Below are 14,117 nucleotides of genomic sequence, written 5' to 3'. Positions count from 1 at the left end.
TATTTTAAAACACTTTAAAACGTTAGCTTAAGTTAGCTGATTTACCTTAAAAGGAAGTAGATAACTTATCAAAACAGTTCGTTGATGATTCATTTTCCCTGAACCCCTTGGAACTGGATGCGGATTCTATAGAGTTTTGAGTGTAGCACAAGCGTTAATTTTACTTTTTTGTTTGTTCGATTACAAATGATACATAAAGTACAAAACATCAACAGCTACAGGTCAGTGTCAGCTTTCTTTACATGTCACCGCATAACTACCCACAAAGAACAAAAACATACAAAAACCAATATAAACAAAGACATAAGCCAATAATATACAATATACAGGAAGATATACTGACTATTATTGCACTTTAAGCAAATATTTATGTAAACATATTTTACATTGTTTACATTGTAGCAACTGCTTTGATCCTATACATCACTCTTAAAGTACCAAAACAACACCACTTATTAACATTTGTGTAACAAAGGCACTATTATTGCTTATATATTTTACTCGCTACTTTTCATTGTGCTTTTGCCAATGAAGATAAAGAAAGTGTAATAAATATACACAGCGAAGATATAACAATAAACCGGAGATAAATATGTATTTTAAGAAATCCATAATAGGGAGTCTGATTACATTAGCACTCACTGCTGGCGCATCCAATGCAGTAGTAGCTAATGAAATTACTGGCGATATCAGTAAGTTCAAATCAGTAGGTAGTGAAATTAATAGCAAACATAAAACTACAGGCTATATTATTCAATTAAGGGGTAAGACTGGTATTGCTCAAGCACAAGATATTGGTGAGCTGTTACCCACCAATCAATTAGTTGCAAATACAGGTAATCGCTACAACGCTTATACCCCTGCAATGAAAGCTTATACACAAGCAATGGAAAACAAACAAAAGCAAGTAGCAAGTTCAATTGATTCACTGGAAATTTTGCATTCTTTTAAACATACTTATAATGGTTTCACCGCCAAACTTAATGCTAAGCAAAAAGCGCAATTAGAATCTCACCCTGATGTTATTGGTATATGGGAAGATGAATTACATGTGGTAAACACAGCAAACACTCCTGAATTCCTTGGTTTAACAGGGCCTGGTGGACAACACGCCCTGAATATAAAAGGTGAAGGTGTCATTATCGGGGTTATCGATACGGGTGTATGGCCGGAAAACCCTAGTTTTGCCGATGATGGCTCATATTCAGATCCAGCCGACCTTGGTTGGCAGGGTACTTGTGATACCGGCACTGATTTAGAATTTAGCTGTAATAATAAATTAATTGGTGCTCGTTATTTTGGTGCTAGCTTTAGCAGCCAATACGATATTCAGTATAGCTTAGGGGAATTTGATTCTCCTCGTGATGCTGACGGTCATGGTAGCCATACGGCTAGTACTGCTGGTGGTAATGAAGGTGTAGCGGCTATACTTTCAGGAGCTCCAGCAGGTACAGTTTCAGGCATGGCACCTCGTGCTCGTATTGCGGTATATAAGGTTTGTTGGAATAGCGACTATGTTAGTCCTGAAGGCAATAAAGAACGTGGTTGTTTCGGTGGCGATACTATGGCAGCAATCGATGCTGCGGTAACTGATGGTGTTGATGTAATCAACTACTCTATTGGTGGTAGCAGAACTGACTTAACAGTGCCTGCGTCTGCAGCCATGTTAAATGCTGCCGCTGCCGGTGTCTTCGTTGCTGTTTCTGCAGGTAATAGTGGTCCTGATAAAGAAACTGTTGGTACTCCTGCTCCTTGGGTTACCAGTGTCGCAGCATCTACTTATAATGGTACTTCTACTATTATAGGTAAAGCGCTTGATGTTACTTCTGGTTCTTTAGCCGGAACTTCACTGATGTCAGTTCCTGCAGCCTTTGCTCCGGCAACAGTTGGTCTTGCCGGTGAACTTGCTTTAGCTGAACCGGTTGAAGCCTGTAATGATGCACCTTTAACTAATGCAGATGAATTAGTTGGTAAAATAGCACTTATTGCTCGTGGTTCATGTGCTTTTACTGAGAAGTTCATCAATGCGCAAAATGCGGGTGCGATTGGTGCACTTGTTTATACTTATGACGGCACCTCACCATTTTCTATGGGTGGTGAAGATCCCGCAGTAACTATTACGGGTTCAATGATATCTTTTGCTGATGGCCAAGCATTAACAGCAAGTGTTCTTGCTGAAAGCACGGCAGTAATTTTTACTGATACCGCGGCTTCAGGTGAAGTGGTTGAAGTGGGTAATACCATAGCGTCGTTCTCGTCACGTGGTCCAAACTTAAACACTTACGATATTATCAAACCTGATATTACTGCTCCTGGTGTTAAAATCTTAGCAGCAACAACGTCTGCACCAATGTCTGGTACACAAGGTGAGACATTTATGTACCTGCAAGGTACATCTATGTCTAGCCCGCATATTGCCGGTTTAGCGGCGTTATTTAAAGAGTCGAATAGCTCTTGGACGCCAGCACAAATTAAATCAGCAATGATGACAACTGCTCGTCAAGACTTAACGAAAGAAGATGGTACTACACCAGCAGACCCATATGATTTTGGCTCTGGTCATGTAGCACCTGTTTCAGCTTTAGATCCAGGTTTATTGTTTGATATTAACCTAGCTGATTACCTCGCTTTCCTTTGTGGTCAAGACAAAGAAAGCTTTGTTGCAGGTTACGATACTAGTTGTGCTGACCTAACAACCAAAGGTTTTAGTACTGATGCAAGTCAATTAAACTTACCATCAATCGCTATTGCCGAGTTACTTGAAGCTGAAACTATTTTCAGAACAGTATCAAATGCAACGCTTGCAGCATCTTCTTACTCTGCAACAATTGAAGCGCCTGCAGGTTTTGACGTAAGTATTCAAACGTTTGATGCCAATGGTGATGAAACGCCAACAACGAGTTTAGATGTTGATGCCGACGGTAAAGCGAGTTTTGCCTTAACGTTCAGTAAAACAGAAACCACAGAAGTTAATGCTTGGAAATTTGGTGCTATTACTTGGACAGACAGTGCTGGTCACTCAGTACGTTTACCACTAGCAATTAAAGCGGTACCTACCGTTAAAATTGAAGTGCCTGAACTTATCTCTGGTGATCTTAGACGTGGTCGTTTCCGCTTCCCAGTTAAGATGCTTTACTCTGGTAGAACAAGTATTAAACATGCCGGTTTGGTAGCACCATTTGGAACAACTGGTACTGTTGAAGCAGACCCAGCTAAAGAATTTGAGTTTTTAGGTGCTGGTACTAACTACCATATGTTCCATATCCCTGTTGGTACTCAAGTAGCTCGCTTTAGCTTATCGGATGCTTTAGTAACAGAAGCGGATAGCGATCTTGATCTATACGTTTACCGTTGTGATAAATGGTCATGTACTCAAGTTGCTAACTCATTAAACGCTGGTTCAAATGAAAATGTTATTTTAACTAACCCAGAGCCACGTGCAGATGTGAGTGTTGGTGATGTTTATCTAACTATGATTCATGGTTATTCAACCGGTGCTGCACCTGCTACCGATTACACAATGCTTGGTTGGATTGCAGATAAAGCAGAGCGCACTACTCGTGTTATCTCTAGCCGTAGAGCCATTACAGGTCGTTTTAATTACACTACTATTATGACCAGAGGTTTACCAACGGGTACAACGTATATGGGTGCGGTAACTTACTTCAATGCTGATGGAGAAGCTGAAGGTACTACTGTCCTTGAATTAAATAACTAGTCTTAGTTACTTATTGTTCAATGCTAACGCTATTTATACGTTAGCTAAATAACATTAGCAAAGCCCACTTGAATCATTTAAGTGGGCTTTTTATTTGCCTCGCTATTAAAGACTTCTGTAATTAATCTACTCTTAACCTGCTTTTGGTAAGCTCTCAATGTTTACTTTTAAAATAGCCTTACTTTAAAACAGTCTAACCTTGGCTAGGAAATTTCAAACTAAAGCTATACACCTCTTCGACTAATGCCACAGCTCAAATTAAATTACAACATCACACTGCAGCTTTACCGATGTAGAACGCGTGTTAACCATCTCCTTAGCCACAAACGGGCAATGGACCTCATTGACATTTAGCCAGTAGTCATAAGTATTCAAAGTGGTTAGTTAAACTCCGTAGCTTTAGAATTGATAAGAGTTATTCATCGTGTAGCCCTAATTAGACAGACTTAAACATGCTTGCGAGGGTAAGTTTTATAAGAAAGTTAACTAAGGCAAACTCGGGATAAGAACAAAATAGCGATTGTCGTCATTCCGGTAGTCATTTAAGCCGGAATCTATAGTTTAAGTGACTAGATTCCCGACAAGTTTAGCTGCTAAGTCTCAATGGGCTAGTGCATGCAATTAGAAGGTTGAAAAACGAGTGGCGATGAAATAAGGAGTATGGGAGTAACTAGCTGCTTTTAACTTGCTTGTACTTTCTCAAGCTAAGTTACAGGCATAAAAAAGGCCTTACCTTAGTAAAGCCTTTTTTAATTAAATACCGAGTAATGATAATTGCTCGATATTTAAAACACCACTAAGGGTAAATTAGCTCTTTTTACGACGTGATGCTAAACCAGCAATAGCAGTTAAGAATAATACTAAAGTAGCAGGAGTAGGAACAACCGTAGCTTTACCTAGATAAACATCAGTATAAAAGCCTTCAAGCACTGGTGCACTAGGGTTATCATCAAATACGTTCACATAGCCTGTTGCGCCAGAGTTAAATATATCTCCAACACTGCCACTATAAGCATAAGGGTAAGCAGCATAGTCATCATCTAAATCAAAGTACAAATCTTGAATACCTGCAGTAAGGTCAGTACTATCAAATGTAGCAAAAAACTGAAAGCCATCAGCTATAGCTGGTGCCTGCATATCCCAACCCCAAATTGAGAATTCCTCCCAAACAAACACATTACTTAAACCATCACCTGCATCTTCTGCTGGCCATGTATTAATAGTTATTGAGCCAATAACTCCCTTAGTGTCAGAAATAATATCTTGAGTTATCAATGCTGCATTAGTTACTCCAACAAAGCTAAAAGCTAATGATACAGAGAATAAAGCGCGTAAAACTAATTTATTTAACATGTTACTTCCTATTTATATTATGACTATTATATTTTTTATAGTGTTAATAGCGGTGTTACTTAAGAAGTATTAAGCGACTAGTATAAGTAACTACCGACATTGCACTGTATAAAGCAATAATCACGCCTAAATAACATTTACCTTAAATTACAATAATTTAGCCAAACAATAACACTTAGTTAACTAGCCCTTAACAATTAAGTATTAGAGTGTAAAAAAAACCGACACTCGAGTCAGTAAGCTGAAAAAAGTAACTAATTGTCATTATATAAAGAATTTGCTAGCTTAGGGTGACAAAAACAAAGCTATACTTATTAAGTCTGTTTCCACTCAGAAACCTACTTGAATTGGTATTACAACTTACTTAGCGCGATATAATGGCTATGCTATCCGTTGTACTATTACCTATAAGTTACAGAATAAGGTTCACCTATGAGTATTAAAAAAATATCTTTCACAGGCATTTTCTTAGCGGTAACACTAATTAGCTCATCGCTTATCAACAGTGTTTACGCAAAAGATATCGCTATCTATCGTTGGATTGATAAAAATAATATTGTCCATTTTAGTCAAAACCTGCCGCAAGGATACGATTATACTGAGCTAAGCACTATATCGTCATTTAGAGCCTTATCAAAAGATGAAAGACAAGCACTTGCTGAAAAAGATAAACGGGCACAAGTCATTGCACAGCAAGAAACTCTTCAAGACGATATTACCGCCAAAAACAAAGCAACTTTTACCAAGAACTGCAAAGCTGCTCGACTTAATATTAAGATGTTAACTTCGTTAGATGATGTTCATGTTAGTGAAGAAAAAAGCGATGGTAGCATAGGCAGTCGCCCATTAACGGCAGCTGAAAAGGCAGAAAAACTGACCTTAAGTAAAAAACATGAAGGCCTTTACTGTAGTAAAGATATATAGCATCCCTACTTAGTCCTACTTAGTCCTACTTAGTCCTACTTAGTCCTACTTATCTAAACGGTAGGACTAAGCATTAGCAACAAGCGATAATCATTCACTTAATTATCCACAAGCTGACAAAAGGCTATTGGTAGGTGAAGTTCAATTTATTCTCAACAACACTCACTAATATGGTAGTGCCTTTGGCAAATTCACTACTGAGAATTTTTTGAGCTAATGGGTTTTCAACCATTTGTCGAATAGCACGTTTTAAAGGTCTTGCGCCAAAAACAGCATCAAAACCTGCGGTAGAAATGAGCGATATTGCCTCATCAGTTATTTCTAAATTGAGCTCTTGTGCCGCTAATCTTTGTGCCAAAGCTTGAATTTGTATTTTAGCAATTTGTTTAATTTGCTCAGCGACCAGCGGATGAAAAACCACAGACTCATCGATACGGTTAATAAACTCAGGCTTAAAGTATTGTCCTAAAATATTCATTACTTGTGCTTTCATTTGCTGATATTGACTCTCACCAGCAAACTCTTGAATGACATCAGAGCCAATATTTGAGGTCATAATAATAACAGTATTTTTGAAATCAACAGTGCGACCTTGACCATCCGTTAACCTGCCATCATCGAGAACTTGTAATAGAATATTAAACACATCTGGATGAGCTTTTTCTATTTCATCAAGTAAAATGACAGAATAGGGCTTTCTGCGTACCGCTTCGGTTAAATAACCGCCCTCTTCGTAACCAACGTAGCCTGGTGGTGCTCCAACTAAGCGTGCTACTGAGTGTTTTTCCATAAACTCAGACATATCAACACGAATTAAAGCATCTGGAGAGTCGAATAAAAACTCGGCAAGTGCTTTGGTTAACTCAGTTTTACCAACCCCCGTTGGTCCTAAAAATAAAAAAGAACCTATTGGCTGACTAGGGTCACTCAAACCAGCCCGAGATCGTCTAATAGCATTAGCCACTGACGTGACGGCTTCATCCTGCCCAATAACACTTTGGTGCAAGCTATCTTCCATATGTAATAACTTATCTCGCTCTTGCTCTAACATTTTAGCAACAGGAATACCGGTAGCACGACTGAGTACATCAGCAATTTCAACTTCGGTAACTTTATTGGCTAACAAGGTCATTTCTTGCATTTCAGCTTGGCTAGCTAAATCTAATTGCTTTTCAAGCTCGGGCAATTTTCCGTATTGCAATTCAGACATACGATTTAAATCGCCGGTTCTTCTTGCCGCCTCAAGTTCAATACGTGCTTGCTCAAGTTCTTCTTTGATTGTGTGGGCACCATAAAGTGCTGCTTTTTCCGTGGTCCACACTTCATCTAATTCATCATACTTTAGCTGTTTGTCGGTAATTTGTTGCGAGATGATAGCCAAGCGTTTAATGGAAGCCTCATCTTCATCTTTTGCTAATGCCCTTTGCTCAAGCTTTAACTGAATTAATCGTCGTTCAAGCCTATCGAGATCTTCTGGCTTAGAGTCCATTTGTAAACGAATGCTCGATGCCGCTTCATCAATAAGATCGATGGCTTTATCCGGTAATTGTCTATCACTAATATAACGATGGGATAACGTTGCTGCCGCCACAATGGCAGGATCGGTAATATTGACTGAATGGTGTAACTCATAACGCTCTTTTAGACCGCGCAATATAGCAATAGTATCTTCAACACTTGGCTCTTCGACTAAGATTTTTTGAAAACGTCGCTCAAGCGCAGCATCTTTTTCTATATATTTACGGTACTCATCAAGCGTAGTAGCGCCAACACAATGCAAGTCACCTCGAGCTAACGCCGGTTTTAACATATTACCCGCATCCATGGCGCCATCGGCTTTTCCGGCACCGACCATGGTATGTAATTCATCGATAAAGAGAATGACTTGACCTTCTTCTTTTGCCAATTCATTCAGCACTGCTTTTAAACGCTCTTCAAATTCACCTCGATATTTTGCACCGGCAACCAGTGCTCCCATATCCAGTGATAATACCCGCTTATTTTTCAAACCTTCGGGAACTTCATGGTTAACAATACGTTGGGCTAAACCTTCAACAATAGCCGTTTTACCGACACCGGGTAGCCCTATGAGTACTGGGTTATTTTTAGTCCGACGCTGTAAAACTTGCAATGTACGACGAATTTCATCATCACGACCGATAACGGGATCAAGCTTACCCTGCTCAGCGAGCTCGGTTAAATCAATGGTATATTTATTTAAGGCTTGGCGAACACCTTCAGCATTTTGTTCCTCAACCTTTTGACCACCACGAATATGTTCAATCGCCGACTTTATTCGTTGTTGATTGGCCCCTAATTCGATTAGAATTTTTCCTAAGGGGCCTTTATCTTCGATAGCAGACAATATAAACATTTCTGAAGAAATATATTTATCAGACATTTTTTGTGCATGTTTATCACATAGATTTAAAATTCGGCCTGAGGCCGCTGATAATTTCACGTCTCCGCCGCTACCTTCCACTTGCGCTAATGAAGCTAAGCCAGCTTCAATTTTCTGACGCAAAGAGCGCACATCAATACCAGCACTTTTTAACAAGGCAATAACAGAGTTACCGTTTTGATTAAGTAAGGCTAACATCAAATGAATGGGTTCAATGAACTGGTGATCTTTGCCTAAGGCAAGTGATTGTGCATCAGCAATGGATTCTTGAAATGATTGGGTAAAACGATCTAAACGCATTTTTATCTCCTAATAGCAAGTGGATTCATTAAGCCTATTAGTATGACTTATTCCCCTAACGTATAGTTATGTTATAAGGCTAAAAGATTATTTTTCAATGGAATTTCAATATTAGATTGATATAAAACAATAAGCTGTCGGTTAATTGACTAAAATATTTGCTGCAAAAGTAAACCTGGATCAATTATATTCTGCAATTTAACGCCGACAAATTAGCGCCGACAAATAAGACTCGCCATACGACCTGTTATTTTCTCCTTGCGATAGGAATAATACTTATCTGTTGCTTGGTAGGTACATTCAGCTAAACATGAAATAGCAGTAACGCCCAAAGATTGTAACTGTAGTCGGGCAATTTTCTGTAAATCAGCCAAGTATTTACCACCAGCTTGCTTTATAAAAGCATCATTAAAAATCATATCTTGCTGAGTAAACACCTCTTTAACCTCACTACCCACTTCAAAAGCATCTTTACCAATACATGGACCAAGCCAAGCGACCAGTTCAGCTGGCTTACTGTGCATTTTATCTAGGGTTTTTTCAATAATATTCGCGGCTAATGGACGCCAACCACCGTGAATAGCAGCAATTTCACTGCCATCTTTATTGCTTAGTAGTATAGGCAGACAATCGGCAGTCATTATTGCCAAAGCAACATTTTTATGACGAGTGATACTAGCATCGGCCATTATCACTTGCTCATCTACGGCAGTAATTTCTACTACTTTATTGCCATGAACTTGCTCAAGCCACTGAATTTTAACTTCTTCGATTAACGGCTTACTTGGCGTAACTTGTTTATTGATCAGTTGCTGGTTAATAAATTGCTTTAACACATTACGATGAGAAGTAACTTGCTTTACATTATCGCCGACATGAAAAGCTAAATTAAAGCCATCAAAAGGGGTGGCGGTTGAAACTTGCCCGTTTTTCTTTAGTGGCAATGCCTGTTGCAGAGGAATTCGGGTTGTTTGTAGAGCAAGAACTTTATCGCTTACTTGCGATGAAGTGGCAGATGAGGACTTATGTTTAATTCTAGAGGTAGGTAAAGCAGGCCAATTTACCAGCTCAAATGTAGAGTTGGTAAATTGAAATGGCTCATGTTCATCATGAGCCATTTTACTAGGACAAGTATTCGTCTTTGGCATTAAGCTTATTATCTTCTTGTAGAAGCTCAATTAGCTCAACAAAATCTTCTGGTAAATCAGCATGCCAAGTCATTTCCTCTCCGGTTATCGGATGAAATAAAGATAACATAGCCGCGTGCAATGCTTGGCGTTTAAAACTACGCAATTTCGTTAACAGCTCTGGTGTGGCATTTTTTGGTGGACGAGGACGACCACCATAAACAGGGTCACCCACTAGCGGATGAGTAATATGAGACATATGAACACGAATTTGATGCGTTCTTCCTGTTTCTAAGCGTAAACGTAAACGGGTATGTAAACGGTATTTCTCCAAAACACGGTAATGTGTTACTGAAGGACGACCAACAAATGACACTGCCATTTGTGTACGCTTAGTAGAATGACGACCAATTGGCGCATCAACCACACCACCTGCGGTCATAACACCACAGGCAATCGCTTCATACTCACGAGTAATTTCACGTAATTGCATCGCTTCAACTAAGTTGGTTTGCGCGGGAATAGTTTTAGCGATAACCATTAGACCGGTAGTATCTTTATCAAGACGATGCACGATACCAGCTCTTGGCACTACATCGATTTGTGGGTAGTGATGTAATAAAGCATTAAGCAAAGTCCCATTAGGATTACCGGCACCAGGATGAACAACTAAACCTACTGGTTTATTTATCACTAAAATATATTCATCTTCATAGACAATATTTAATGGAATATTTTGAGGTTCAAAACGTAATTCAGCTTGAACTTTAGCATTAATTTCAACAACTTCACCACCATACATTTTCTCACGCGGACGGGTAAGCACTTCGCTATTTACCTGCACTTGTCCGGCTAAAATCCACTCTTTTATCCGTGAACGTGAATAATCAGGAAACATTTTCGCTAATGTTTGGTCAAAGCGTTTACCTAGACATGACTCAGGCACGGTATCTTTATGTTGAATGATTTCTGACATTAAATTCTCTTTAAACTGGTTTAAACCTAGCGAATTAATCAAATTACCATTTGCACTGTGCAAGGTAAGGTTGCTAGGGTAGAATGCATATTCTTAAATATAGAAACATTTTACCCGTTTACGCGGTGGTTTGATATTTATTTTAATTAAAACAAAGTAGCGATAATAAATTTCATGGAAAAATTGACAGTAAAAATTATTTTAACCGTTTTAGCTTTGGCCCTAACTGGCTGTTCTTCCTCTGGTGCTGACATTGAGAAAGTCCCGGATAAGTCGGCACAATCATTATTTGTTGATGCTAGATCAGCACTCGATAATGGGTTATATCAAAAGGCCATTCAAATACTTGGCGCCATTGATTCTCGCTTTCCTTTTGGTCCTATTTCTCACCAAGTACAGCTAGATTTAATTTATGCTTACTATAAAAGTGGTGATGCAGCCCAAGGTATAGCTTTAACCGACAGGTTTTTAAGATTAAACCCAAATAACTCAAATATTGATTATGTGTATTATATGCGTGCACTGATCAATATTTCTACCGAAGAAAACTTATTTCAAGACTTAGCTGGTATTGACCGTACCGATCGCGATCCAGAGGCTTCACGTAGCGCTTTTAAGGATTTTAAGAGTATAGTCACTGATTTTCCGGACAGTAAATATGCTGCCGATGCACGTAAGCGCATGATTTCGATAAAGTCTCGCCTAGCACAATACGAATTAGCCGTCGCAAAATATTACATTAAACGCGAAGCTTATGCTTCAGCGGCAAATCGTGGTCGTTATATTCTTGAATACTTTGCGCCCAGCCCTGAAATAGAGCAAGCCCTTGAGATAATGATTGAGAGTTACGATAAGTTAGCGCTAAATGATTTAAAGAAAAATGCTCTGCAAGTACTGGCGGCAAATTACCCAAACAATCCATTGGTGAGATAATTAGTGATATAAACTAATTTATAAAGCTGTTCGTTAAACGGCTCATTAAGCTAGAAAACAAATAAAAACGCTGGATTACCAAGGTAATTCAGCGTTTTTTTATTAAGTAATTTAAGTCGTTATTTCAACAGTGTCAGGATCCTTTACAGTTTACTCAAACTAACAAATCACCCTTTATTCTATACCGCATTAATTAAAGCTTATAATAACGTATGTTTACTTTTAACACGTAGCACCAACAAAGCAACAGCTAACAACATCAACATAGTTGATTTTGGTTCTGGCATTTCAGTAGTAGTGAAACCTGCAGGATCTCGCACCCAAACTGAGATATGAGAGATACCATGACCGTGGAAGGTATTGAATAAATTAAAAGTACCACCTATGTTATAAGGTGACTGTAAGGCTTCTTCCGCATTGCCACCTGGGAAACTATTGAATATATCAGTAAAATTAAAATCATAGATAGCAAATTGCGGACCTTCAAGCGCATCTATACAATCATTACTATTGTCTTTATCATTACCTTTGCCTTTGCCTTTGCCTTCGACATCATCTCCGTCGACTTGGGATGGGTGACAAACATTACCCGTTTTAAAGACCAAGGCTAAATGATCAAAAACACCATCGCCAAAAAGCTCTTCTAACTTATCTACGATATCGAAGTCAGGCATGATAGACCAAGTACCTATAGTACAGTCTTTTTCACCCTCACTATCACTATCACCCAAATTAAAGACGCTCAAAGGATCAGATAAATCATCAAAGCAGGTAAATTTTATGTTTAATAGGTTTTCAATAGCAATGCCGGTCAAATTATTATAATTAGGATCATTCATATCTTCAATAAGGTTATTAACGATGTCAACACCGGTATCAGAATATTGAAAACCATCACCCTGACCATCTTTATTACCTTCTGAATCCTTGATGTCACCATCATCTTTACCTAAGAAAACCCAACCAGGATCTGTTTTGTTGGTATTACCATCAGTATCATCTAAGTCTTGTAAATCTGTTTCAGGGTTAATAAATAGAATATTGTTATAACCTTCATCTCCGTTTTCAGCTAGTGGCGTTTCCGGAGTTTCTGAGTCATAAAAGGGGTCAAATAAGGTGTTATACGGCGTTAACAATGGGTCAGCAGGACTATTGCCATTATTATTACTATGCCAAACCTCACCATTGAGTAAACCGTCTTGATATTCGCCAATATTGTGATCTTTAGGTAATGGCTGGTCATTGCCTAGTAAAAGTATGCAATCGGTAGCACTGATGCCATTGCCAGCGCCAACATCAAAAAGGGCGTCAGGGGCATCACCATCAGGGTCATATGCCAGTTGTACAAAATCTAGTTTTACATCATCGAAGCTACACATGGCTGTCGCCATAGCCGACGAGCTAGTAGCTATGGCTATAACTAAGCAGATGAATTGAATAATGTATTTCATAACGTTTCCTCATGTTATTGAATAACCATTAAACAGCTTTGGTATTATTCATATAAAAAATTCGTCATAGAAAAAGCTGCATAAATTGCACCAGAGTACAATTAAGTATATTTATTAATCAGTTGTTAACGTGCTTGATTTTGCTTGTGACAAAAGTGTAAAATAAGCCGACACTTTTAACGGATTTATCTGCAATTTTGCTGTAATTTCACTTCTGATGTTAGGCGAACAAAACAGAGAATAATGGCCATCTCGGCTAACATATTTAGGCCCTGACTATGTATGACTTGATGTAATATAGTCTTTAAGAATCGCCCGTATTCTTAATTTCTTTCGCGTCGCGGTGGCGACAACACCCAGAGAGAAAGAGGACTACCGCGTTACGCCTAAGTTAAGCTCTCTGGACTCTCCACGCTGTGAATAACAAAAATGTAGGGAACATTTTTGAATAGCTTTAGCTAGTCTGCGCAGCCGGTGAGTATCATGGATGATACGAGTAAACCTAGTCTTTCATTCAATCAAGTACTTCGAGGAGCCGCGTTAATGAACATCCCTGTCCAACACCGCTTTTTCACCATCCCTGATGAAAACACCTGCGCACTTTCAATCATGTCAGGGTTTTACCACGCAGGTTCGGCGATTTTGGCTTGTTTAGTGCTCAATTGCCATATTGGCAAGTATTGGCAGTCATAAAATATTGGTAATGTGATGCCATGCTGAAGTGATAAAAGCGAGTATCACAAGCATAGATGCTTATGTTAAGCCCCATGGATGCTGACGAATCCCCATAACTTTTTAATAAAAAAATCATAAAAATAGTTATATAAGGTTAGGTGTACCCATGAATATCGGCGATCATTAAATTCTCTAAAACCCAATTGACGTCAATATTCATGAATACATCCACTATGTTACACACCTTTTTCAAAATGTC

General features: G+C 38.7%; 9 protein-coding genes. 4 read left to right on the top strand and 5 right to left on the bottom strand.

Going from position 1 to position 14,117, the window contains the following annotated elements; genetic code table 11:
- The first annotated feature begins 592 nt into the window (after positions 1-592).
- Positions 593-3,718 carry a S8 family serine peptidase gene (locus MTCD1_RS17330; protein ID WP_057181832.1) on the top strand — a complete coding sequence of 1,042 codons (3,126 nt, stop codon included), beginning with the start codon at positions 593-595 and terminating at the stop codon, positions 3,716-3,718.
- An 807-nt stretch (positions 3,719-4,525) separates the two neighbouring features.
- On the opposite strand, the gene MTCD1_RS17325 is transcribed toward MTCD1_RS17330, so the two are convergent.
- Positions 4,526-5,071 (bottom strand): PEP-CTERM sorting domain-containing protein, encoded by a 546-nt coding sequence (locus MTCD1_RS17325; protein WP_057181833.1) that lies wholly within the window; start codon positions 5,069-5,071, stop codon positions 4,526-4,528.
- A gap of 432 nt (positions 5,072-5,503) precedes the next feature.
- Here MTCD1_RS17325 and MTCD1_RS17320 point away from each other — a divergent pair, with 432 nt between their 5' ends.
- The gene (locus MTCD1_RS17320; protein ID WP_057181834.1) at positions 5,504-5,995 is read left to right on the top strand and encodes a hypothetical protein; all 492 of its coding nucleotides are present in this window, start codon (positions 5,504-5,506) and stop codon (positions 5,993-5,995) included.
- 124 nt (positions 5,996-6,119) lie between these two features.
- Here MTCD1_RS17320 and clpB read toward each other — a convergent pair whose 3' ends face one another.
- The 3 genes from clpB to rluD form a co-directional block, all read right to left on the bottom strand.
- Entirely contained in the window at positions 6,120-8,696 is a 2,577-nt protein-coding gene (gene clpB / locus MTCD1_RS17315) for an ATP-dependent chaperone ClpB (RefSeq protein ID WP_057181835.1), read from the bottom strand.
- 212 nt (positions 8,697-8,908) lie between these two features.
- Positions 8,909-9,844 carry a peptidoglycan editing factor PgeF gene (pgeF, locus tag MTCD1_RS17310; protein WP_057181836.1) on the bottom strand — a complete coding sequence of 312 codons (936 nt, stop codon included), beginning with the start codon at positions 9,842-9,844 and terminating at the stop codon, positions 8,909-8,911.
- Entirely contained in the window at positions 9,819-10,799 is a 981-nt protein-coding gene (gene rluD / locus MTCD1_RS17305; protein WP_057181839.1) for a 23S rRNA pseudouridine(1911/1915/1917) synthase RluD, read from the bottom strand. The genes pgeF and rluD overlap by 26 nt, the downstream gene beginning before the upstream one ends.
- Before the next feature lie 174 nt (positions 10,800-10,973).
- Here rluD and MTCD1_RS17300 point away from each other — a divergent pair, with 174 nt between their 5' ends.
- Positions 10,974-11,732: an outer membrane protein assembly factor BamD gene (locus MTCD1_RS17300; RefSeq protein WP_057181837.1), complete on the top strand. Its 759-nt coding sequence runs from the start codon at positions 10,974-10,976 to the stop codon at positions 11,730-11,732.
- 200 nt (positions 11,733-11,932) lie between these two features.
- On the opposite strand, the gene MTCD1_RS17295 is transcribed toward MTCD1_RS17300, so the two are convergent.
- Complete coding sequence (locus MTCD1_RS17295; RefSeq protein ID WP_057181838.1) at positions 11,933-13,183, bottom strand: hypothetical protein; 1,251 nt, start codon at positions 13,181-13,183, stop codon at positions 11,933-11,935.
- 483 nt (positions 13,184-13,666) lie between these two features.
- On the opposite strand from MTCD1_RS17295, the gene MTCD1_RS21305 reads away from it, so the two are divergent.
- Positions 13,667-13,876: a hypothetical protein gene (locus tag MTCD1_RS21305; protein WP_159459919.1), complete on the top strand. Its 210-nt coding sequence runs from the start codon at positions 13,667-13,669 to the stop codon at positions 13,874-13,876.
- Positions 13,877-14,117 lie beyond the last annotated feature (241 nt).

It is taken from the genome of Colwellia marinimaniae, assembly GCF_002207865.1.
GTDB classification, from domain to species: domain Bacteria; phylum Pseudomonadota; class Gammaproteobacteria; order Enterobacterales; family Alteromonadaceae; genus Colwellia; species Colwellia marinimaniae.
This window is presented reverse-complemented; position numbering and strand designations above follow the sequence as displayed.